Origin of the sequence: Streptosporangium sp. NPDC049078, assembly GCF_040648855.1 — a bacterium.
Lineage (GTDB): Bacteria > Actinomycetota > Actinomycetes > Streptosporangiales > Streptosporangiaceae > Streptosporangium.
Genome location: NZ_JBEZEL010000011.1, coordinates 1 through 20780, shown reverse-complemented (window position 1 = coordinate 20780; position 20780 = coordinate 1). Strand labels below are relative to the sequence as shown.

28 protein-coding genes are annotated in these 20780 nt (G+C 68.3%); 8 read left to right on the top strand and 20 right to left on the bottom strand.

Annotated elements, in window-relative coordinates; all coding sequences use genetic code 11:
- Positions 1-110 precede the first annotated feature (110 nt).
- From AB0B90_RS19690 to AB0B90_RS19665, 6 genes are all read right to left on the bottom strand, one after another.
- Positions 111-1481: an NADH-quinone oxidoreductase subunit D gene (locus AB0B90_RS19690; RefSeq protein WP_350942626.1), complete on the bottom strand. Its 1371-nt coding sequence runs from the start codon at positions 1479-1481 to the stop codon at positions 111-113.
- Positions 1478-2164 carry an NADH-quinone oxidoreductase subunit C gene (locus AB0B90_RS19685; RefSeq protein WP_362923889.1) on the bottom strand — a complete coding sequence of 229 codons (687 nt, stop codon included), beginning with the start codon at positions 2162-2164 and terminating at the stop codon, positions 1478-1480. Before AB0B90_RS19685 ends, AB0B90_RS19690 begins: the two co-directional genes overlap by 4 nt.
- Positions 2161-2715: an NADH-quinone oxidoreductase subunit B family protein gene (locus tag AB0B90_RS19680; protein WP_350942624.1), complete on the bottom strand. Its 555-nt coding sequence runs from the start codon at positions 2713-2715 to the stop codon at positions 2161-2163. Before AB0B90_RS19680 ends, AB0B90_RS19685 begins: the two co-directional genes overlap by 4 nt.
- A gap of 2 nt (positions 2716-2717) precedes the next feature.
- Positions 2718-3077, bottom strand: coding sequence for an NADH-quinone oxidoreductase subunit A (locus tag AB0B90_RS19675; protein WP_350942623.1), 360 nt, complete (start codon positions 3075-3077; stop codon positions 2718-2720).
- A gap of 121 nt (positions 3078-3198) precedes the next feature.
- A complete protein-coding gene (locus tag AB0B90_RS19670; protein ID WP_350942622.1) occupies positions 3199-4476 on the bottom strand; it encodes a geranylgeranyl reductase family protein in 1278 nt (425 codons plus the stop codon).
- A gap of 147 nt (positions 4477-4623) precedes the next feature.
- A complete protein-coding gene (locus tag AB0B90_RS19665) occupies positions 4624-5349 on the bottom strand; it encodes a demethylmenaquinone methyltransferase (protein ID WP_350942621.1) in 726 nt (241 codons plus the stop codon).
- A gap of 78 nt (positions 5350-5427) precedes the next feature.
- Between AB0B90_RS19665 and AB0B90_RS19660 the strand changes: the two genes are divergently transcribed.
- On the top strand, positions 5428-6798 hold the full coding sequence (locus AB0B90_RS19660) for a hypothetical protein (protein WP_362923886.1): 1371 nt from the start codon (positions 5428-5430) through the stop codon (positions 6796-6798).
- Here AB0B90_RS19660 and AB0B90_RS19655 read toward each other — a convergent pair.
- A complete protein-coding gene (locus tag AB0B90_RS19655; protein ID WP_350942619.1) occupies positions 6782-6979 on the bottom strand; it encodes a DUF4229 domain-containing protein in 198 nt (65 codons plus the stop codon). The two genes, AB0B90_RS19660 and AB0B90_RS19655, sit on opposite strands and share 17 nt — an antisense overlap.
- Positions 6980-7242: 263 nt before the next feature.
- Here AB0B90_RS19655 and AB0B90_RS19650 point away from each other — a divergent pair, with 263 nt between their 5' ends.
- Positions 7243-7482, top strand: coding sequence for a BldC family transcriptional regulator (locus AB0B90_RS19650; RefSeq protein WP_012887349.1), 240 nt, complete (start codon positions 7243-7245; stop codon positions 7480-7482).
- Positions 7483-7667: 185 nt separating this feature from the next.
- Here AB0B90_RS19650 and AB0B90_RS19645 read toward each other — a convergent pair whose 3' ends face one another.
- Together AB0B90_RS19645 and AB0B90_RS19640 are read right to left on the bottom strand one after the other, a co-directional pair.
- Positions 7668-7907: a hypothetical protein gene (locus AB0B90_RS19645; RefSeq protein WP_350942618.1), complete on the bottom strand. Its 240-nt coding sequence runs from the start codon at positions 7905-7907 to the stop codon at positions 7668-7670.
- Between the two features lie 10 nt (positions 7908-7917).
- A complete protein-coding gene (locus AB0B90_RS19640) occupies positions 7918-8673 on the bottom strand; it encodes a hypothetical protein (RefSeq protein WP_350942617.1) in 756 nt (251 codons plus the stop codon).
- Positions 8674-8865: 192 nt separating this feature from the next.
- On the opposite strand from AB0B90_RS19640, the gene AB0B90_RS19635 reads away from it, so the two are divergent.
- Positions 8866-9162: a PLD nuclease N-terminal domain-containing protein gene (locus tag AB0B90_RS19635; RefSeq protein WP_350942616.1), complete on the top strand. Its 297-nt coding sequence runs from the start codon at positions 8866-8868 to the stop codon at positions 9160-9162.
- A 165-nt stretch (positions 9163-9327) separates the two neighbouring features.
- On the opposite strand, the gene ccsB is transcribed toward AB0B90_RS19635, so the two are convergent.
- From ccsB to AB0B90_RS19610, 5 genes are read right to left on the bottom strand one after another with little or no spacing between them, the layout of a single operon-like run.
- Positions 9328-10296: a c-type cytochrome biogenesis protein CcsB gene (gene ccsB / locus AB0B90_RS19630; protein ID WP_362923884.1), complete on the bottom strand. Its 969-nt coding sequence runs from the start codon at positions 10294-10296 to the stop codon at positions 9328-9330.
- A complete protein-coding gene (locus AB0B90_RS19625; protein ID WP_362896831.1) occupies positions 10286-11821 on the bottom strand; it encodes a cytochrome c biogenesis protein ResB in 1536 nt (511 codons plus the stop codon). Before AB0B90_RS19625 ends, ccsB begins: the two co-directional genes overlap by 11 nt.
- 35 nt (positions 11822-11856) lie before the next feature.
- Complete coding sequence (locus AB0B90_RS19620) at positions 11857-12591, bottom strand: cytochrome c biogenesis protein CcdA (RefSeq protein ID WP_350942613.1); 735 nt, start codon at positions 12589-12591, stop codon at positions 11857-11859.
- A gap of 15 nt (positions 12592-12606) precedes the next feature.
- Positions 12607-13176, bottom strand: a complete 570-nt coding sequence (locus AB0B90_RS19615) for a TlpA disulfide reductase family protein (protein ID WP_350942612.1) — start codon at positions 13174-13176, stop codon at positions 12607-12609.
- A 56-nt stretch (positions 13177-13232) separates the two neighbouring features.
- The gene (locus tag AB0B90_RS19610) at positions 13233-13859 is read right to left on the bottom strand and encodes a histidine phosphatase family protein (RefSeq protein ID WP_350942611.1); all 627 of its coding nucleotides are present in this window, start codon (positions 13857-13859) and stop codon (positions 13233-13235) included.
- Positions 13860-13937: 78 nt separating this feature from the next.
- Here AB0B90_RS19610 and AB0B90_RS19605 point away from each other — a divergent pair, with 78 nt between their 5' ends.
- Positions 13938-14804: a DMT family transporter gene (locus AB0B90_RS19605; protein ID WP_350942610.1), complete on the top strand. Its 867-nt coding sequence runs from the start codon at positions 13938-13940 to the stop codon at positions 14802-14804.
- An 84-nt stretch (positions 14805-14888) separates the two neighbouring features.
- Here the strand turns inward: AB0B90_RS19605 and AB0B90_RS19600 are convergent, their stop codons facing one another.
- Positions 14889-15866, bottom strand: coding sequence for a LysR family transcriptional regulator (locus AB0B90_RS19600; RefSeq protein ID WP_350942609.1), 978 nt, complete (start codon positions 15864-15866; stop codon positions 14889-14891).
- A 74-nt stretch (positions 15867-15940) separates the two neighbouring features.
- Here AB0B90_RS19600 and AB0B90_RS19595 point away from each other — a divergent pair, with 74 nt between their 5' ends.
- Complete coding sequence (locus AB0B90_RS19595; RefSeq protein ID WP_362923880.1) at positions 15941-16858, top strand: EamA family transporter; 918 nt, start codon at positions 15941-15943, stop codon at positions 16856-16858.
- Between the two features lie 42 nt (positions 16859-16900).
- The gene (locus AB0B90_RS19590) at positions 16901-17497 is read left to right on the top strand and encodes a Uma2 family endonuclease (RefSeq protein WP_362923878.1); all 597 of its coding nucleotides are present in this window, start codon (positions 16901-16903) and stop codon (positions 17495-17497) included.
- Positions 17498-17505: 8 nt separating this feature from the next.
- Here AB0B90_RS19590 and AB0B90_RS19585 read toward each other — a convergent pair whose 3' ends face one another.
- Genes AB0B90_RS19585 through AB0B90_RS19565 form a run of 5 tightly spaced genes read right to left on the bottom strand, consistent with a single transcriptional unit; the run spans position 17506 to position 19487 of the window.
- Positions 17506-17721: a DUF397 domain-containing protein gene (locus AB0B90_RS19585; protein ID WP_362923876.1), complete on the bottom strand. Its 216-nt coding sequence runs from the start codon at positions 17719-17721 to the stop codon at positions 17506-17508.
- Between the two features lie 45 nt (positions 17722-17766).
- Positions 17767-17970 carry a DUF397 domain-containing protein gene (locus AB0B90_RS19580; protein ID WP_362923874.1) on the bottom strand — a complete coding sequence of 68 codons (204 nt, stop codon included), beginning with the start codon at positions 17968-17970 and terminating at the stop codon, positions 17767-17769.
- Between the two features lie 52 nt (positions 17971-18022).
- Entirely contained in the window at positions 18023-18253 is a 231-nt protein-coding gene (locus tag AB0B90_RS19575) for a DUF397 domain-containing protein (protein ID WP_362923872.1), read from the bottom strand.
- Between the two features lie 29 nt (positions 18254-18282).
- On the bottom strand, positions 18283-18495 hold the full coding sequence (locus AB0B90_RS19570) for a DUF397 domain-containing protein (protein WP_362923870.1): 213 nt from the start codon (positions 18493-18495) through the stop codon (positions 18283-18285).
- Between the two features lie 32 nt (positions 18496-18527).
- Positions 18528-19487, bottom strand: a complete 960-nt coding sequence (locus AB0B90_RS19565) for a helix-turn-helix transcriptional regulator (protein WP_362923868.1) — start codon at positions 19485-19487, stop codon at positions 18528-18530.
- A gap of 91 nt (positions 19488-19578) precedes the next feature.
- Here AB0B90_RS19565 and AB0B90_RS19560 point away from each other — a divergent pair, with 91 nt between their 5' ends.
- The gene (locus tag AB0B90_RS19560) at positions 19579-19866 is read left to right on the top strand and encodes a hypothetical protein (protein WP_362923866.1); all 288 of its coding nucleotides are present in this window, start codon (positions 19579-19581) and stop codon (positions 19864-19866) included.
- Positions 19863-20390, top strand: coding sequence for an ATP-binding protein (locus AB0B90_RS19555; RefSeq protein ID WP_362923864.1), 528 nt, complete (start codon positions 19863-19865; stop codon positions 20388-20390). Before AB0B90_RS19560 ends, AB0B90_RS19555 begins: the two co-directional genes overlap by 4 nt.
- The last annotated feature ends 390 nt before the right edge of the window (positions 20391-20780 follow it).

The window sequence follows — 20780 nt, the reverse complement described above, 5'->3', positions numbered from 1 at the left end:
GCCGCCCAGGGCGGTGGTCGTCTCGAGGGCGCTCTCGCCCGTCAGGCCGGTGCCCGTGCTCGCGTCGACCTTCTCGTGCGCCGGCCGGCCGTCCGTACCCTTGCTGGAACTCATCGGTCGACACCTCCCATCACCGGGTCGATCGAGGCCACCGCCGAGATGACGTCGGCGACCATGCCGCCCTCGCACGTCACGGGCATGGCCTGCAGGTTCGTGAAGGACGGGTCGCGGAAGTGTACGCGGTAGGGGCGGGTACCGCCGTCGCTGACCACGTGGGCGCCGAGCTCGCCCCTGGGCGACTCGACGGCGGCGTACGCCTGCCCCGCCGGGACCCGGAAGCCCTCGGTCACCAGCTTGAAGTGGTGGATCAGCGCCTCCATGGAGCCGCTCATGATGTGCGCGATGTGGTCGGGCGAGTTGCCCAGGCCGTCGGGGCCGAGCGCGAGCTGCGCGGGCCAGCCGATCTTCTTGTCGTCGACCATCACCCGGCCGTTCTTGAGCGGCCCGGAGAGGCGGTCGAGAGCCTGCTCGATGATCTTGAGCGACTCCTCCATCTCGGCGACCCGTACCAGGTAGCGGCCGTAGACGTCGGCGGTCTTCTCGGTCGGGACGTCGAACTCGTAGGTCTCGTAGCCGCAGTAGGGCTGCGACTTGCGCAGGTCCCACGGCAGTCCCGCGGCCCGCAGCATCGGGCCGGTGACGCCCAGCGCCATGCAGCCGGTGAGGTCGAGGTAGGCGACGTCCTTGGTGCGGGCCAGGTAGACCGGGTTCGCGTCCAGCATCTTGCGCATGTCCCTGATGCGCCCCGGCATGACCTTGAGCAGCTCGCCGACCTTGTCGACGGCGCCCGCGGGCAGGTCGACGGAGACGCCGCCCGGCCTGACGTAGGCCATGTTCATCCGCAGGCCGGTGATGTACTCCATCACGTCGAGCACCATCTCGCGCTCGCGCGACCCGAACAGGAACGGCGTGGTCGCGCCCAGCTCCATGCCGAAGGTGCCGATCGCCACCATGTGCGAGGAGATCCGGGTGAGCTCCATCATCATCACGCGGATCGCCTGGGCCCGCTCGGGGACCCGGTCGGTGATGCCGAGCAGCCGCTCGACGCCCATGCAGTAGGCGGTCTCGTTGAAGATCGGCGCCAGGTAGTCCATCCGGGTGACGAACGTGGTGCCCTGGGTCCACGTCCGGTATTCGAGGTTCTTCTCGATGCCGGTGTGCAGGTAGCCGATGACCGTGCGGGCCTCGGTGACCGTCTCGCCGTCCAGGTTCAGCACCAGGCGGAGCACGCCGTGCGTGGACGGGTGCTGGGGGCCCATGTTGATGACGAGCTGCTGGTCCTGCTGGCCGGAGAGGCTCTCGACCAGCTCGCTCCAGTCGTTGCCCGAGACGGTGTAGACCTTGCCTTCGGTGGCCTCGTCGTACGCGTCGTACGGGCCGTTCCCGACCGTCTCCTTCGTCTCCTGGTGAGGGACGCTCATGTGTAGGACCTCCTCTGGTCCGGCGCGGGGATCTCGGCGCCGCGGTACTCGACCGGGATTCCGCCGAGCGGGTAGTCCTTGCGCTGGGGGTGACCGTCCCAGTCGTCGGGCATCATGATCCGGGTCAGCGCCGGGTGCCCGTCGAAGACGATGCCGAAGAAGTCCCAGGTCTCGCGCTCGTGCCAGTCGTGCGTCGGGTAGACGGAGACCGTGGAGGGGATGTGCCGGTCGTCGTCGGGGCAGGAGACCTCGACGCGCAGGCGGCGGTTGTGGGTGATCGAGCACAGGTGGATCACCGCGTGCAGCTCCTGGCCCTCCAGGTGGGGGTAGTGCACGCCGGAGACGCCGAGCGAGAGCTCGAAGCGCAGGGCGGGGTCGTCGCGCAGGGTCTTCATCACGTCGAGCAGGCGCTCACGCCTGACGTGGAAGGTCAGCTCGCCGCGGTCGACGACCACGCGCTCGACGGCGTCGCCGAGGTCGCCGCCGAGGGCGCGCTCCAGCTCGTCGGCGACGGTGTCGAAATAACCGCCGTACGGGCGGGGGCTGGACAGTTCGGGCTTGCGCCGCACGACGAGGCGGCCGTAGCCCGAGGTGTCACCGGTGCCCGAGGCGCCGAACATGCCCAGGTGGGCGATCGGCTCCTTCGGCACCTCGGGGAGGTTCTCGGTGGGTTCGCTCGTCATTTCTTGGCGCTCCCCTGGTCGATCAGCGGCAGCGTCCGCAGGGCCTGCAGTTCGAGCTCGTCGATCTGCTTGGCGCGGTGCGCGCCGAACTTCATGTTCTGGATCTTGTCGTGCAGCTTGACGATCGCGTCGATGAGCATCTCGGGGCGCGGCGGGCAGCCGGGCAGGTAGATGTCGACGGGGACGACGTGGTCGACGCCCTGCACGATCGCGTAGTTGTTGAACATGCCGCCGCTGGAGGCGCAGACGCCCATCGCGATGACCCACTTGGGCTCGGCCATCTGGTCGTAGATCTGGCGCAGCACCGGGGCCATCTTCTGCGAGAGCCGCCCCGCGACGATCATCAGGTCGGCCTGGCGCGGAGACGCCGAGGCGCGCTCCATGCCGAAGCGCGCCAGGTCGTGCTTGGGACCGCCGGTGGACATCAGCTCGATGGCGCAGCACGCGAGGCCGAACGTCGCCGGCCAGACGGAGTTCTTGCGCGCCCAGCCGGCCACCTGCTCGACCGTGCTGAGCATGAACCCGCTCGGAAGTTTCTCTTCAAGACCCATATCTAGTCCCAGTCCAGACCCTTGCGGCGCCACACGTACGCGTAGGCCACGAGCACGGTGACGATGAACAGCAGCATCTCGACCAACCCGAAGATCCCGAGCTTGTCGAACGCGACCGCCCACGGATAGAGGAAGATGATCTCGATGTCGAACACGATGAACAACATCGCGGTGACCATGTACTTCAGCGGGAAGCGTCCTCCGCCCACCGGCTGGGGCGTCGGCTCGATGCCGCATTCGTAGGCGTCGAGCTTCGCGCGGTTCCAGCGCCTGGGACCGGTGAAGGGGGCGATCGTCACCGAGAAGACCGCAAATCCCGCCGCGAGCACGGCGAGCACCAGGATGGGTGCGTACAACTCCATCGCTACGCCTCCTCTCCCATCTCCACGCGCGCCGGCGCGTAGCTCTGCGTTGTGGTGTATCTCGAAAGTCTAGGCAAAGCGATCATCGCCCACGGCTCCAGGTGCTCGGCATTCGTCGACCTCATGCCGGTGGCGCCACCTTCGACAGGGCGTTGATGATGCGGTCGGACGCGTCACCTCGCCGGTCGGTGAGATTAGCAAGGAGCTTGAGCGCGAACCGCATCAGGTGGGGGTGTGGCAACGCGTGACGCGTGGCGAAGTTCATCACCCCGCGATGCCCGATCAGCTCCACGAACCCCCTGCCGAGGGTGAAGTAACCACCGTATGCGTCTTTCAGCCTCTGGGGGTAGGCGCGCAGCACGCGCTCCCGCTGCGCGGGGGTGACCCTGCCGAGCGCCTGGACGATCGTCTCGGCGGCGATGTGGCCGCTCTCCATCGCGTACGCGATGCCCTCGCCGTTGAACGGGTTGATCATCCCGCCCGCGTCGCCCACCAGCACCAGGCCCCGCGTGTAGTGCGGCTGGCGGTTGAAGGCCATCGGCAGCGCGGCGCCCCTGATGGGGGTCGTCATGTTCTCCTCGACGTAGCCCCACTCGGGGGGCATCCCCTTCACCCAGCGCTTGAGCAGGTCGCGGTAGTCCATGCCCTTGAAGGACTCGCTGGTGTTCAGCAGTCCGAGGCCCACGTTGGAGGTGCCGTCGCCAACGCCGAAGATCCAGCCGTAGCCGGGCAGCAGGGTGTCGCCGTCCCACAGCTCCAGCCAGGTCTCCAGGTAGTCGTCGTCGTGGCGGGGGCTCTCGAAGTATGTCCGCACCGCGACGCCCATCGGGCGGTCCTCGCGCTTGTGCAGCCCCATCGCGAGGGAGACGCGGGTGGAGTTGCCGTCGGCGGCGACCACCAGCCGCGAGCGGTAGACGACCTCCTCACCGTCCCGCTTCGCGACGACGCCGACGACGTGCCCGCTGCGCTCGTCGAGGATCGGGGCGGTGACGTTCACCCCCTGCAGCAGGCGGGCGCCCGCCTTGACCGCGTTGGCGGCGAGGATCTCGTCGAAGTCCTGGCGGGTGCGGACCAGCCCGAAGTCGGGGAAACTCGACAGCTCGGGCCAGTCGAGCTCGAAGCGCATCCCGCCGCCGACCACGCGCAGGCCCTTGTTGCGGACCCAGCCGGGGGCGTCGATGTCGATCCCCATCGCGATGAGCCGTTTCACCGCCCGGGGGGTCAGCCCGTCGCCGCAGACTTTCTCACGGGGGAAGGTGGTCTTCTCGAGCAGCAGGACGTCGAGTCCGGCCTGCGCGAGATGGAAAGCGGTTGTCGAACCGGCGGGCCCGGCGCCGACGACGATGACGTCGGCGTCAGCCTCAGCGACTTTCCGCTGTGTGGCGGCTGGCACGGTCACGGGACCTGTCCTGTCCTACACGCTGTGGGGGCCTCGGGGTAAGGGGCCTTTCGTTCCTTTGTGAAGGTCTTCACAAACTTGTCGCGCCGAAGTCTAACGCCTTCGGAGGGCAAAGTGTCAGGCGGGTGTCGCCATCGCCCGAGAAAGTCAGGAGGGCTTGTACGCACGGTGAAGGGCCACGATCCCCATCGTCAGGTTACGCCAGGCCACGCGCTCCCAGCCCGCCCCCTGAATGATCTTCGCCAGCCCCGCCTGGTCCGGCCAGGCCCTGATCGACTCCGCCAGATACTCGTAGGAGTCGTCGTTGGAGCCGAAGAGCTTCGCGGCGCGCGGCATCAGCTTCATCAGGTACTGCGAGTACACGAGATCGAAGGATTTCGGCGTCGGGTGTGAAAATTCCAGGATCACCAGCCGCGCGCCCGGCCTCGCCACCCGGTACATCTCGCGCAGCGCCTGGCCGGTGTCGTGCACGTTGCGCAGCGCCGTGGAGATCGTCACCGCGTCGAAGACCTCGTCGGCGAAGGGGAGCCGCAGCGCGTCGCCCGCGACGAAGCTGACCCCCCGCACGCCCCCTCCGTGGATGCCGGAGCCGCCCCTGCGCCGCACCCCGGTGCTCAGCATGCCGAGCGAGAAGTCGGAGGCGATGGCGCGGGCGCCCAGCGTGGTGAACGCGTCGGTGGACGTGCCGGTGCCCGCGCCGAGGTCGAGGACCAGCTCACCGGGGCCCGCGTCGACGGCCGCCGCGGCGGCCTTGCGCCACAGCCGGACCTGCCCCAGGGAGATAACGTCGTTGACAAGGTCGTACCGCCTGGCCGTGCGATCGAACATCGCGGCGACCTCGTGCGGCTGCTTGTCCAGAGAAGCGCGCGTCATGCCTCCCACCCTAGGGCCGCCCCGACAATCCACGGAAAGTAGTCATTCCATTACCGTTGGCATGCTAAAAATTGTCGAATGTTTGCCAGAGCCACTTACGTGCTGGTCGCGGCCCTCACCCTGCTCTCCGCGCTCACCCTGCTCTCCGCGCTCTCCGTGCTCTCCGTGCTCCCGGCCGGGGTGGCCGTCGCCGGCACCACGAAGCACGGCGGGGTCGTCTCGGCCGATCCGGTGGACACCACTCCCCACGTGCTCGACGGGATCGTGAACGCCATCGCGCTGGTGGACGGCACGGTGGTGGTCGGCGGCTCGTTCGGCGAGGTCCGCGAGGCCGGGAGCGCGACGGTGCTGCCGCGCGCCAACCTCTTCGCGTACGACCTGGCCACCGGCCGGGTGCTGCCCGGCTTCGCGCCGCGCCTGGACCGGCCGGTTCTGGCGCTGGCGGCGGGGGTCCGCGGCACCGTCTACGCGGGCGGGCGGTTCACGAGGACCGGCGGCGCCCAGACGCGGGGCCTGGTCCTGCTCCGGCTCTCCGACGGCTCGCCGGTCTCCCACTTCGGCGCCCAGGTGCGCGGCGGCGCGGTCACCGGCCTGGCCAGGCTCGGACGCCACCTCTACGCGGGCGGCGACTTCACCCACGTCGGCTCCGTCGCCCGTACGGCACTGGCGAGGCTCGACGCCGTCACCGGCGCGGCCGACCCGTCCTTCACGATCGAGCCCGGCGCGCCCAGGGGCGGCAGGACGAGGATCCACGCGATGGCCCTCGGCCACGGCAGGCTCGCGGTCGCCGGCGACTTCACCACCCTGGGCGGCCTGCCGCGCGCCCAGCTCGGCCTCATCTCGGTCGCCCCGCCCGGCCTCGTCTCGCCGAACGCCGCCGCACCCGACGGTTCGTCGCCCGGCCTCGCCCCCTCCCCGGCCACGGTCGCGCCGTGGCGGACCGACGCCTACCGGGGCCGGTGCATGGCCGACTTCCCCGGCTATCTGCGGGGGGTGGACCTCGCCCCCGACGGGAGCTATCTCGTCGTCGTCACGACCGGCGGGCCCGGAGGTCCGGACAGGATGTGCGACACCGCCGCCCGCTTCGAGACCGGCGCGCGCGGCGCGGTGAAGCCGACCTGGGTGAACCACACCGGGGGCGACTCGCTGTACTCGGTGGCGGCGACGGGGGCGGCCGTCTACGTCGGCGGGCACCAGCGCTGGCTGAACAATCCGGACGGACGCGACTCCGCGGGCCCGGGGGCGGTGGCGCGGCCGGGAATCGGCGCGATCCATCCGCGCACCGGCAGGGCCCTGACATGGAACCCCACCCGGGACCGCGGAATCGGGGTCAAGGCATTCCTCGCGCATCCCGGCGGATTACTGGTTGGTAGTGACACAACCCGCCTTGGTCACGAGTACCATGCCCGGGTCGGCATGTTCCCGTTGCCGATCACTCCCGGTTCTTAGTGATTCGCTCGCTCACCGCGTCCCTCTGCTTCGAGAGCAGGACGTAACTGGCCACACCGCTGACCAGGAATGCGGCGATCAGGAGAACCAGGGGCTGGCGCAGGCCGAGGATATAGAGCACTCCCAGGCTCACGGCCAGCAGGCCGATCCTGGACGCGGTGTAAACGATGACGGGATGCACAGCGTCGAGGCTACGTCACTTCGCCCAACCGGTCGCGATCGCGGTGGCCCTACGGGTAACTCTTCGCATCGACTGCGAGCGCTGCTAGTCTTCCCAAGAGATCTGTTTCGTAAAGAAACACCCACGAGAGTCCCAAAAAGGCTCTATCATATAACAATCGGGCAGGCAGTAGATAACAACCCGTGATCTTTGTTGGAAAGCACGGATAAATCAGGCTTCGCTCGGCACACTGGTTACCTGTCCGCCCGCTGGCAGGAAGCGGGATGCGAGGGGGAGAGATTGTGGAGAGTAGCAGCGAGCGTCTGCTGACGCCCGGAGAGGTTGCCGCCCTCTTCCGGGTCGACCCAAAGACGGTTACACGCTGGGCCGCGGCAGGCCGCATCAGCAGCATCCGTACCCCCGGAGGGCACCGGCGTTTCCGCGAGTCGGAAGTGCACGCCCTTCTGCGCGGAGAGGACGTCTTGACGGCCGAACGGCCGGCAGGCGAGTCCCCGCGCGTCTGACGACTTAGGACGTCACACCATCGGTGATCCTGCGCGCCTTACCCGGAAGCCGCAGGGTCACCGTGGAGTCGTGTGAGCCACGACACGGACGATGACCTCCCCCGTCACCGGCCCACCCGCTCCACGGCCTTCCTCCACTCGAACCCGCCCGGCCTCGAACGACGCCCCGCGCGGCCCCCGAGCCTCTAGGTCTCCTGCTCGGCCTTGAACGCCAGGAACTCCCGCTCCAGCTCGTCGTTCTCCTCCAGCCATCGGCGCCGCCGCTCGGACAGCTCCTCCTCGGTGAGCGACTCGGCGAGCCATCGGTCGTAGTCGGGATCTCCCGGAGAGACCTCCACGTAGGCGTTGCCGATCAGACGCCCGTCATCGCCGACCAGGGTCTGCGGCACCCGCAGGGTCCCGTCGGCGAGCCTGACGACGTACATCCCAGATCACCTAGATTCCGTAGCGCCGGTTGAAGAACAACATGACGTTGAGCGCCATCCGTGTGTCGCCGCCCAGCATGTCGACCAGCGCGGGGCGCTGCCGGGAGACGATCGCGGCGAAGGCGTCGGCGAAGAACTCCTTGCGGCCCAGGTCTCCCGACTGGAGATGGAACGCCGAGGCGAGCGCGGGAACGCACTGTTCGTAGAGGGCGGCGAACTCCGGGGAGTCGGACACCCAGCCGCCGCCGGGGGCGTCCACGTCGTCCAGGGCGTGCCCGACCTCGTGCATCATCACGTCGGGGGTGGGCGAGGGCCGGTCTCCCACCACGATCTTGCGATCGCCGTACGCCCCCGCGCAGATGTCCCACGTCGCCCGGCCCGAGGGGAGCGGTGCGCCGCGCAGGTATCCCATGTCGTCCAGCTCCGGCACCCCGCCCGCGCCGACGTAGATGCCGTCGAGCCCGTCGGCCAGCTTGTCCTTCAACACGTCGGGCAGCCTCGCGAGGCTCTCCACCGCCCGTACGGCCTCGGGGGGCGGCGCCTCCCACCGCGAGTCCCACTGGCGGTGCAGAATGCGCTCCAGACGCCCGCAGTGGCGCAGGCCGTCCCCCAGGTCGGGGGTGTCGGGAGAGTTGGGCTGGGCCCGGGGACTCTCGTCGAGCTCGAAGTCTCTCCAGGTGTACTGCGGGCGGTCGGCCACCGGGGCCGTGACCGTCCCGACCCGGCGCTCCGCCCCGCGGGGAACCTCACGCGGAGCCTCCCGCACGGCACTCTCCGCACGCGTGGCCGGACCTCGCTGCCACCACCGCCGTCGATGGCGGCCCTTGTCGCCCGAATGTGCCATCACACCCCCTGGGGAAGTGGCAACGGCTCCTACGGTAAGGGGTGGGAGCCTTGCCAGTCATCCGTAACGTGGTGTGGGACCGCAGCAGGTCTCATGATGGCTTACAGTTCGGGCATGCCCCTGCTTGGTCTGGCGATACTCGCCTTCTGGCTTTACTGCCTGTTCGACGTCATCACCACGCCGGACAAGGAATCCAGGAACCTCCCCAAGCTCCTCTGGGTGCTCATCGTGGTGTTGATGCCGATCGCGGGGGGCGTCTTCTGGCTGTTGCTCGGCCGGCCGACCGGCCCCAGACCGCCCCGCTTCCTCCGTGTCGAGGACGCGCCGTCGCGCCCCGAGGCCCCGAAGGGCCCCGACGACGACCCCGACTTCCTCAAGGATCTCGACCGCCGCCTGCGTGACGACGACTGAGAACGCACCGGAATCGGCCCCTAACGCGCGACCGATAGGTCAGTTACGGACAACCGAATTCCCGCACGAAAACCTGCGCGGTAATCGGCGGGAACCTCGGCGCGGCAATTCGCCGTGGAATTCCAGCGGAAAGAATTCGGCCCGAGGAAATCTCGGTGCCGAGAATCAGCCCGGAACCTCGGCGTAGGAGTGCAGTCCCCCGAGGAAAATGTTCACCCCGACCAGGTTGAACAGCAGGCAGGCGAGGGCGATGAGCTGCACGATCGTCGCCGCCTTTCCCTTCCAGCCCGCGGTGGCCCTGGCGTGCAGGTAGGCGGCGTAGGCGATCCAGGTGATGAACGCCCAGATCTCCTTGGGGTCCCAGCCCCAGTAGCGGCCCCACGCCTTGTCGGCCCAGAGCGCCCCGGCGATGACGGCGAAGGTCCAGATCGGGAAGCCGATCACGATGGCCCGGTGCGCGACCCGCTCCAGGTCCTGCCGGGACGGCAGCCGGACCGAGGCGTCCTTCCTGACCAGATAGAGGATGCCGCAGACTCCGGCCACGATGAACATCCCGCTCGCGACGATCGCCGCCGACACGTGGATCGCGACCCAGTACGTGTCCAGCGCGGGCACCACGGGACCGGCCTGCACGTGCAGGTACCGCACGGCGAAACCGAGCCCCAGCGCGCTCGCGACCGTGACGAACGCGCCCAGGAAGCGGATCGGGTAGCGGAGCTGCATGAACAGGAACGCGCTCACCGCCGCGAAGCACATCGCGACCACGAACTCGTACATGTTGCCCCACGGCCACCGGTCCACGGCCAGGCCGCGGGTGAGGATGGAGGCGAGGTTGGCGACCCAGCCGAGCCAGCTCAGCCCGACGGCCACCGGCCCCGCCCACGCCGCCCAGGCGGGCGACGCCTTGACGGCGGGAGCGTCCTCGGCGGGGGCGGTGTCGGCCGGGGCGCCCCCGCCGACACCTGCCAGGACCGGCCGGTCCGCGCGGGCCACCGTCTGCCGAGACGCCCCCGCCTGCCGCCAGAAGGCGAGGTCGAGGGCGTAAGCGATCATTGCGAAGACGTAGAGCAGCACCGTCGCCAAGATGAGCTGGTCGCTCAGCGTGGCGAGGCCGGCATCGACCTCAGCGGACATCCTTCACTCCTGAATCGGGAACTCCTGGGTTCAAAACGGAGACGATCTCGGTGAACTCCTCGCTGAAATCGCCGCCCTCGGTGCGCGTGAGACCGCCCGCCTCGACCTTGCGGTCCCCGTGGATCCGCACCCAGATCCTGCGGCGGCGAACGGTGAGCGTCAGCACCAGGCCCGCGACACAGAGGATCGAGGCCACCAGCGCGGGCATCCGGCCCGGATCGTGGGTGATCTGCAGGGCGATCCACTCCCGCACACCGGTGAACTCGATCGAGCCCGCGCCGTTCGGCAGCGTGAGCTTCTCACCGAGCGCCAGCGGGTCGGCCTTCATGACCAGCGGCTTCATCTTCTTCAGGCTCGCCGGGTCGAGCTCGTAGACCGACTGCGGCCGGCCGTCCTTCAGCCCCAGGTCACCGGCGAAGGCGCCGTACACCTGGGCGGTGGGGTTCGCGGCGCCGGGGAAGACCGAGACCCACTCCGAGCCCATCGGGACGGTCGTCGGCAGGAAGCCGACGAGGACGCCGAGCTGCTCGGGCCGCGCGTCCGGGACCTTGATCACGCACTCGGAGGTGAAGGTGGCGGGCTGGACCACCAGGCAGGGCACCGGCCCCTCGAAGGCGACCTCGCCCTCACCATCGGTGATCTTGAAGGTCGGCGCGTAGCCGTGGTCGATCAGGTAGCTCAGCGTGCCGTTGACGTCCAGCGGCTCGTTCACCTTCAGCACGTAGTCGCGCGGCGCGGCGCCCGGGGCGTCCTCGACCTTGAGCCTGGCCTCGTAGTCGAGGGCCTGTCCCCTCTTCTCACCCGTCGCGATGTAGGTCGCCTGGAAGTCGTCGACGGTGAAGGAGAACGGCTCCAGCGACTCGGCGTTCACCTGGGTGCCCGGCATGTAGCGGTCGTAGGCCGCGACCGTGTTGGCGAACCCCTCGCCCTCCACGACCAGCACGTTGCCCCGGTAGCCGTACAGCGACCCCATCCCGACCGCGACCAGCAGGCCGAGCAGGGCCACGTGGAACAGCAGGTTGCCGGTCTCGCGCAGGTAACCCTTCTCCCCGGCGACCCAGCCGGGCCCCGTGGTCACCCGGAACCGCCTGGCGCGCAGCCTCGCGGCGGCCTCCTCGACGGTGAGATCCGCCTCGAAGGAGGCGTGCTGCGGCAGCCTGCCCAGGTTGCGCGGCGCCGCGGGCGGCTTCCTGCGCAGCTCCCGCAGGTGGGTCGCGGTACGGGGGAGCACACAGCCGATCAGGGACACGAACAGCAGAAGGTAGATCGCGGCGAACCAGGGCGCCCTGAAGACGTCGAACAGCCAGAACCTGTCCAGCCACTCGGCGAGCTCCGGACTGTCGTCGAAGTACTGGACGACCATGGCGTCGGAGACCCCGCGCTGCGGCCAGATCGAGCCGGGAATGGAACCCAGGGCGAACAGGAACAGCAGGATCAGCGCGGTCCGCATCGAGGTGAGCGTCCGCCAGAACCAGCGCGCCCACCCCACGACCCCGAGACCCGCGGGCCGCCGCGCCTCGCTCACCGTTCGCTCCCCCGTCTTCGGGTCGATCGACACCATCAGATCACCGGCTCGAATCCGCCGACCCAGCCCTGCGTCATCGCGACGAGCTCCCCCCACAACCCGGTGACGAGCAGCACGCCGACGACAACCAGCATCACGCCGCCCGCCCTCGTGATCAGCCGCGAGTGCCGGCGTACCGCCTTGAACGTCCTCAGCGCCCTGCTGTACGCCAGTCCGGCCGCCACGAACGGCAGGCCGAGGCCGAGCGCGTACGCGAAGGCGAGCAGCGCCCCCCGACCGGCGCTGCCCTCGTTCAGGCCGAGGGTGAGCACGACCCCGAGGGTGGGGCCGATGCAGGGGGTCCAGCCCAGCCCGAACACCAGGCCGAGCAGAGGCGCCCCGGCCAGCCCCGCGGCCGGGACCCGGTGGATGCGGAAATCGCGCTGCAGCCCCGGAATCACCCCCATGAAGGCGAGGCCGAGCACGATCGTGAAGACGCCGAGCACCCGCGTGATGATCCCCGCGTTGGTGAACAGGACCGCGCCGAGGCCGCCGAAGAGCGCTCCCCCGGCCACGAACACGACCGCGAACCCCAGAACGAACAGCACGATGCCCGCCACCATCCGCCCCCGCCTGGGGTCGGCGCTCATACCGGTCACGTACGACAGGTAGCCGGGAACCAGCGGCAGCACACACGGCGACATGAACGACACCAGCCCGGCCGCGACCGCGATCGGCAGCGCCAGCGCCAGCGAACCGCCGGCGACGGTGCCCACGAGGTCGGCGCTCACGACGACCCCGAGCGGTTATCTCTCATCGCCGACCTTGGTCACGGCGTCGAGAAGGTCGTTGTACTTCACCGCGCCGAGCGCCCTGGCGGCGATCCGGCCCTGCCGGTCGATGATCAGGGTCGACGGGATGGCCGCGGGCGGCACCGTCCCCTGGAAGGAGAGGGCGACCTTGCCCGGCTGGTCGAAGATGCTCGGGTAACCCGGCTCGTGGCTGCGTTCGAAAGCCAGGGCGTCGGCCTTGCGGTCCTTGAAGTCGATGCCGAGGAACTCCACGCCGTCGGCCTTCTTCTTGGCGTGGATGTCCTTGAGCACCGGCGCCTCCGCCCGGCAGGGCGCGCACCAGGAGGCCCAGAAGTTGAGCACCACGATCTTGCCCTTGTGCGCCGCGAGGCTCGCGGTGCCCCCGTCGAGGGTCTCCCCCTCCACCTGCGGGGCGACCTTGCGGTCCTCGGCCTGGAACAGGGTGATCTTTCCGTCACCGGCCACGAAACGGGTGTCACCGCTCTGCGGCTGCGATCCCGGGTTTCCGGCGCATCCGGCCACGGCGATCAGCAGCGCGACGGCGGCGAAGGATTGTGCGCGCATGGGTGACGGAGGCTCCCTGTACTACAACCGGTAGAGCAATCACTGTACCGGCGAGGTCAGGCGCCCGGCACAGTGGGGCGTTTGACGAGCGCCGCCGCGGGCTCGCTGTATCCGACGCTGATCAGACGGTTTCCCTCGAAGGAGAAGCTCGTGAGGCTGGCGAGCCCGCACTGCCTGCGACGCGGGTCGTGCGGCAGGCGCCTGCCCTCGGCCGCGAGCCTGATCGTCCAGATCGGGAGCTGGTGGCTCACCATGATCGCCTCATGGCCGCGCGCCGCGTCACGGGCGGTGTCGATCGCGGCCCTCATCCGGTTGACCATGTGGATGTAACGCTCCCCCCACGAGGGGCGCAGCGGGTTCCACAGGTAGCGGTAGAAGCGCGGATTACGGAAGCTGCCGACGGAGAGGCCCTCGAAGATGTTCTCGGCCTCGATGAGCCGCTCGTCGATCGTGACATCCAGGTGGAAGGTCGCGGCGAGCGGGGCAGCCGTCTCCTGCGCGCGCTCCAGCGGCGAGGAGAACAGCGCGGTGACGTCACGTCCGGCGACCGCCTTCGCCACCGTCTCGGCCATCTGGACGCCGTTGTCGGAGAGGTGGTAGTCGGGAAGCCTGCCGTACAGGACGTTCGCGGGATTGTGCACCTCACCGTGGCGCAGGAGGTGAACGACGGTGGTCTCAGCCATGGTGTCCGCCAGCCTACCGAGAGGCACCGGGTACCTGCCTGGCAGGTGGGTCGAACGAGGCAGGATAGGGTCACCCGGGTGAGCCCCCTCGCGCTCGCCCTCGTCCTCTCCTCCGCCGTCGCCCACGCCTGCTGGAACCTCATGAGCAAGCAGGCGGCCGACGCCGACGGTGTCGTCTTCGTCTGGATGGTCGCCGCCGCCTCCACCCTCCTCTGGACCCCGGTCGCGGTGGGCCACCTCCTCCTCGGCGGCACCGGCCCCTCCTGGACCGACCTCGCGGTGATCGCCGCCAGCACCACGCTGCACCTGGGCTACTTCATGCTGCTCCAGCGCGGCTACCGGCACGGCGACCTCTCCATGGTCTACCCGATCGCCCGGGGCACCGGGCCGATGCTGGCCAGCCTGGTCGCCGTCCTCTTCCTGGGCGAGCGGCCGGGCCCGGTCGGCGTCGCGGGAATCCTGCTCGTCGGGGTGGGCGTCTTCCTGCTCGGCGCGGCGCACGGCCCCAGCCGCCAGGACCTGGGCGGGATCGGGTACGGGCTCGCCACCGGAGTGTTCATCGCGGCGTACACCGTCTGGGACAAGCAGGTCGTCAGCGCCTTCGCGGTCGCGCCGATCCTGCTCAACTACGGCGGCGACCTCGGCCGCGCCCTGGTCCTCACCTCGCCGGTGCTCGGCTCCCGCCGCAGGGGCCTGATCCTGCCCGTCTGGCGAGAGCACAAGACGCGGGTGCTGGGCGCGGCGGTGCTGATGCCGCTCTCCTACCTCCTCGCGCTGACCGCGTACACGTTCTCGCCGATCAGCGCGGTGGCCCCGGTACGCGAGGTCAGCGTGCTCGTGGCGGTGGTGCTCGGCGGCAGGCTGCTCGCCGAAGGCGACCTGACCCGGCGGCTGCTCGCGGCCTGCGTCATCGTCGGCGGCGTGGTGACGATCGCCCTCGGCTGACCCGGGTTCCGCACGAGCTGGCATTGGTCACCCACCGAACCGGATCGGAAATGACGCGCCACGTATGAAAACCGAAACCCGACGTCACCCAGAGCCGTCTGGGCCACCCCGAACCACCGCCACCGGAATCGTCGCCGACTCGACGGGCTCGGACACAGGCCCGCGAAACTCGACCGAGACGGCCTTCAGCGCCTCCACCGCGGCCCGGATGGCCGGACGGCGGGCGGCGTCACTGCGCCAGAGCGCGTAGATCCTGCGCGTCGGACGCGACCGGATCGGGACGACCCGCACCCCCTGCGGGACGAAGTCGCGGCCCAGCCGGGGGATGATCGCGCACCCCTGCTCCGCCGCGACGAGGGCCATCTGGGTCGGATACTCGTCCGTCATGCAGGTGATGTCCGGCTCCAGCTCGGCCGAACGCAGCGTGTAGACCAGCCAGTCGTGGCAGACCGTACCGGGCGAGGAGCTGATCCACTGCTCCCCCGACAGCTCCGCGAGCTCGATCTCGGCACGACCCGCCAGCGGGTGGGACGCGGGCAGGATCACGTCGGCGATGTCGTCGAAGAGCGTGGCCCGGGACAACCCCTCGGGGATCGCCATCGGACGGTTCATCCAGTCCTGGATCACCGCGAGGTCGAGCTCGCCCCTCGCCACCTCACGGATCTGCCGCTCCGGCTCGCGTTCCATGAGCTGCAGGCGCAGGTCGGGGTGGCGTGAGCGCAACAGCGCGAGCGCGGCGGGCATCAGCCCTCTCGCCGCCGTGGGGAAGGCGCCGATGCCCAGCCGCCCCACGACCTCGCCGCGCAGCGCCTCGAAATCGGCCTCCGCCATCTCGACCAGCGCGAGGATGCGCTCGGCGTGGTCGGCGAGCAGCCCGGCCGCGTCGGTCAGCCGCACCCCGCGCCCGTGACGCTCCAGCAGGGGCGCCCCCGTCTCCCGCTCCAGCTTGGCCAGCTGCTGGGAGACCGCCGACGGAGTCACCATGAGCGCCTCGGCCGCGGCCCCCACCGAACCGTAGACGGAAACCGCGTGCAGCGCCTTGAGCCGGTTGAGATCCAACATGTAAGCAACTCTAAACGACACAAGCAAGAAGGTCTCGCTTGTGCTGAAATATCAGTCGAAACGACGATTGCTGCATGCATACCCGGCACCTCCTGCTCGCCATCACCCTCACCGCCCTGTGGGGCTTCAACTTCGTGGTGATGGAGGCCGGACTCCGCCACTTCCCCCCGCTGCTCTACGTGGCGCTGCGCTTCCTGTTCGCCGCCTTCCCCGCCGTACTGCTCGTCGGCGGCCCCGGAGTGCCCTGGCGGAAGGTCCTCGTGGCCGGCGCCACGCTCGGCATCGGCCAGTACGCCCTGCTGCTGACCGGCATGCGGGCGGGCATGCCCGCCGGGCTCACCTCGCTCGTCGTCCAGGTCCAGGCGATCTTCACCGCGATCCTGGCGGTCGCCCTCCTGGGGGAACGGCTCACTCGGCGACGGATCATCGGCATGGCGGTCGCGTTCGCCGGTCTGGCACTGATCGCCACCGACCTGGGCACCGGCAGCCCCATCGGCGCGTTCCTGCTGGTCATCGGCGCGGCGTTCTTCTGGGGCATGGGCAACATCGCGGTCAGGAACGCCGCACCACCCAACTCGTTCCGCTTCATGGTCTGGATCAGCGCGGTCGCAGCCATCCCCATGACGGCCCTGTCCCTGCTGGTCGAGGGCGTCCCCCACCTGGAGTTCTCCGTGGAGGGCAGCCTCTCGGTCCTCTACGTCTCCCTGATCTCCACCCTCGGCGGCTTCGGCATCTGGGGCTTCCTCCTCCAGCGCTACGACGCCTCGGTGGTCGCCCCCTCCGCCCTGCTCGTCCCGGTCTTCGGCATGTCCTCCGCCGCCCTGTTCACCGGCGAGTCGATCTCCCTCACCAAACTCCTCGCCGCCACCCTGATCATCTCCGGCGTCCTCTACTCCAGCACCCGCACCCGTTCTCTCTCTTCTTCAGCGCCCGCTCCTTCCGTTCACTCCAAAACGGGAGAGAATGAAAGGAAGGCAACGGAGATGATCTGAATGAACACACCGAGTGACGGAGACGATGTTACGGTGACCGACGTGAGCGCCGCACTCGACTACTGGCCCTCCCCACCCCCATGGGGATGGACCGCCGACGACCTCGACAACCTCCCTGCGGAGGGACCGAACGGCGAACCTGACTTCTTCAAGCACGTCGAACTCATCGATGGAGCTCTCGTCTTCATGTCCCCCCAGAAACGCTTCCACGAGCGTGTGCTGTTCGGTCTTCGCGTGGCCCTGAACGCCCAGGCTCCCGAGCACGTCGCGGCCGTGCTCCAGATGGACGTCAAGCTCGGCCACCGGATGCGTCCCTGCCCCGACGTCGTGGTCGTTGACGTAAAAGCAGCCGATGACGACGAACGGACTTTCTACACCCCCGGCGAGGTGCACCTCGCCGTCGAAGTGGTCTCCCCCGAGTCCGAAGACCGCGACCGCAAGACCAAGCCCTCCCGCTACGCCGAGGCGGGCATCCCACACTTCTGGCGGGTGGAGAACAACAGCGGTTCCCCCGTGGTCTACGTCTACGAGCTCGACCCGGCCACCCACGCGTACGCCCTCACTGGCATCCACCACGACCAGCTGACGGTCCCCGTCCCCTTCCCCATCACCATCGACCTCAGCAACCTTCCCAGGTAGGCCCCGGATCAGCCCAGGTCGTCGAAATCGCCGCTCTTGACGCCCCTGACGAAGGTTCGCCAGCTCTCAAAGGAAAAAACCAGCACCGGACCTGAGGAATCTTTGCTGTCTCGAAGGCCCACCACCCCAGGAAGGCCAACGGCGACCTCCACGCAGTCGGCACCCCCATTGCCACTGAGACTGCTCTTACGCCACAAGGCATTGGCCAGGTAAGACCGAGGCATTTGTACCCCCTTACGAGTGGGGATCTTCGTAGACCGATCACACGCTCAAGGGCGTGTGTCGAAGTCTCCAGTCTTGACGCAGCCCAGGAAGATGGTCCAGTCGCCCTGGGAGAAGACAAGTGTGACGCCGCCGGGATTCTTGGAGTCGCGGACAGCGATCGATCCCGAGACGAAGGCGACTTCAACACAGTTGTTGCCGCTGCCACTCAAGCTGCTCTTACGCCATACAGCGCTCACCAGGTCAATCATGGGACACCCGAACTCCTAGCTTCCCGAGAGCCCTTCTCTGATCCGTCGAATATCAGGGACCCGTGTCGAAGTCTCCAGCTTTGACGCACCTTAGGAAGGCAGCCCAATCATTTGGCGAGAAGGAAAGTATGGCGCCACCGGGATCCTTGGAGTCCCGAACGGCGACCACTTCTGAGGCAAAGGCGACCTCGACGCAGTTGTCCGTAGTTCCCTGACTACGCGAACTCTTGAACCAAGCGGCATTGACCAGGCGTTGCTGGAGCACCTCCACTCCCTCCACCATCTCAAAAGATCTTTCCCGCCGGTCACACGTCAGGGACGCGTGTCGAAGTCTCCAGTTTTGACGCGGCTCAGGAAAGCTGTCCAGCCACCCGACGAGAAGGAAAGTATGGCGCCATCGGGATCCTTGGAGTCACGGACGAGGTAGCAGTTGTCCGTACGGGCGACTTCGACGCAGTTGCCGCCGTCAGTGCTGTAGCTGCTCTTACGCCATGTGACACGGAAAGAATTTCCATTCGGGGCCATCCCGTACTCCTTTTCCGGTGAGCGCGATGTCATTATTCGATCATGGAAGAGATGAGGGTCGCAGACTCCTCGGCAGTAAGCGCCTGGCTGGCTAGATTATTGAACATCCAGGCATATTTTGCGAGCTCTTCGGCTTCTTCGAGGACCAGACCGCTGACAGCCTGTTCGATATAGACGAGATCCGGATCCATCGGGTCAGGGAACTCCAGGATGACGAATGGACCGTCCATCGCTGGATGTGCCCCCCGTCCGAAAGGCAGCACCTGGATTGTGATGTTCGCCAGCTTGCTTCGCTGGAGTAGGCAGGCCAACTGATCGCTCATCGTCGTCGCTCCACCTACCTCCCGCATCAGTACAGCCTGGTCGAGCACCGCGTGCAGCCGAATCGGGGCATCACGGGTCAGGAGCTGCTGGCGGGCGAGACGAACACCGGCTTTCTTCTCGATGTAGGTCTTGTCCGGTTTCATAGCCGCTGCCTCCATGACCGCTCGGGCGTATGCCTCGGTCTGCAGGAGCCCCGGAATGACCTGTGCCTCATAAGTGCGGATCGTCGCCGCGTCGGACTCAAGTCCGATGTAGTAGTCGAATCCGGTCTTCAGGGTGTCGCGGTGGCGGTGCCACCAGCCTTTCTGCCGGGACTCGCGCGCCAGCGTGATCAGCTCTTGTCGAAGTGTGCCGTCAGCGACCTTGTAGTGGTCGAGCAGGTCGCCGACATCTCCGTGATGAACGCTTACCCGTCCGGTTTCGATGCGGGAGACCTTGGTCCCAGACCATCCCAGGGCGGCGGCCACGTCGGCCCCGTTGAGACCGGCGGCTTCTCGCAGGCGCCTGAGCTCGATCCCGAGTCGACGACGCCGAGCGGTGGGACTGATGGCCATCGACACCTCTCTTGTTGGGCCTCTCAGCTTGGCAAAGCCCGGGAGTGCGTGCACGCACAACCGACTTAAAGATTTCGCGCGAACGCGATTGCGCGAAAGCACTTGCTCGTGCATGCTCTAAGCGTACGCCCGATGACTCTGAGTAGGTGTCAGATATCGGAAAGTAGCGACATGCCAGCCGAAAATGGCGACAGAAGGGTTAGCTGTGAAGGAACCTGATCCGCAAGAGCAGTTCGTTCATCTGGTGCGGCTGGGCTGGGACCTGCGGGGCCTGGGCCTGGGTACCTCGCTGGTGCTGCCCCAGAGGGGGCAGCCGATCCTGGAGGTCATGTCCGAAAACGAGACCCGCGTCCGCATCACCGCCGTACGCCGTGCCCGCGGCTGGGTGTTCGTCTGGCGCCCCTGGTGGGCCAGGATGTGGCGGCCCGGCGAAGCGATCTGCGCCGACGCCGACAACGCCGCCGACGTCATCGTCACGGCGGCGATCGCGTGATCGCGCCCTACCAGGCCCCCTGCCGATACGAACGCCAGCGAACAGCCTCGCAGCGCTGGGCCGTACTGCACCCCCTGGGCCACGCCGAGTTCGCCGCGACCCCCCACTCGGTCGCGACCGTCCGCGCCTGGGCCCGACACCTCCTGCACACCAGAATCACCGCCACCGCCCTCGATGACGTGGTGCTGCTGCTCAGCGAGGTCGTGACCAACTCCGTCGTCCACTCCGACTCCGGGCGTACGGCCACAGGATCGGTGACCGTCTGCCTCGGTCTGGGAGGCAACATGGTGCACGCCGAGGTGATCGACGACGGCTCGGCCACCAGCCTGCCCTTCGTCCGCGCGACCGACCTCGACAGCGACGGCGGACGCGGCCTGCTCCTGGTCGAGGCCATGGCCACCGCCTGGGGCACCCACCACGACCCCGAAGCGGGCACCGCCGTCTGGTTCCGCCTCCCCGCCCACGAAACCAACAGCCCCGACGAAGCCGGCAGCACCGACACCCCAAGCTCCTCATCCAACTAACCCACCCGGCCGAAGCCCTGCGAGACCTACCCCTCCCTTCGGTCACAGTGGCCGTCCATCACGATGTGCCCTATCAAAGGGCCACACCTGTCCCTGCGCGAAGCCGTGATGTCCGTGACCAGCAACGACAAAGCGCAGCACGCCAACCGTCAGCGAACCACGCCGAGCCCGATGAAGTCACGGCGAGCCCCATGCGCTCCTTTCCGCACCGACGCTTCAGCTACGGCGACGACCCCCGAACGACCCCGTACGGATTGCTTCAGCATCCCCAGAGCCCCGTGGGCGGCCCGAAAGGAAGCGACTACGGCCCGCACCACCTACGGCGAGACGGGCCGTGTGCGGAGGTGGGCGGGTGTTCCGGGCGGCTTATAAAAATCCGTAACCAACGCG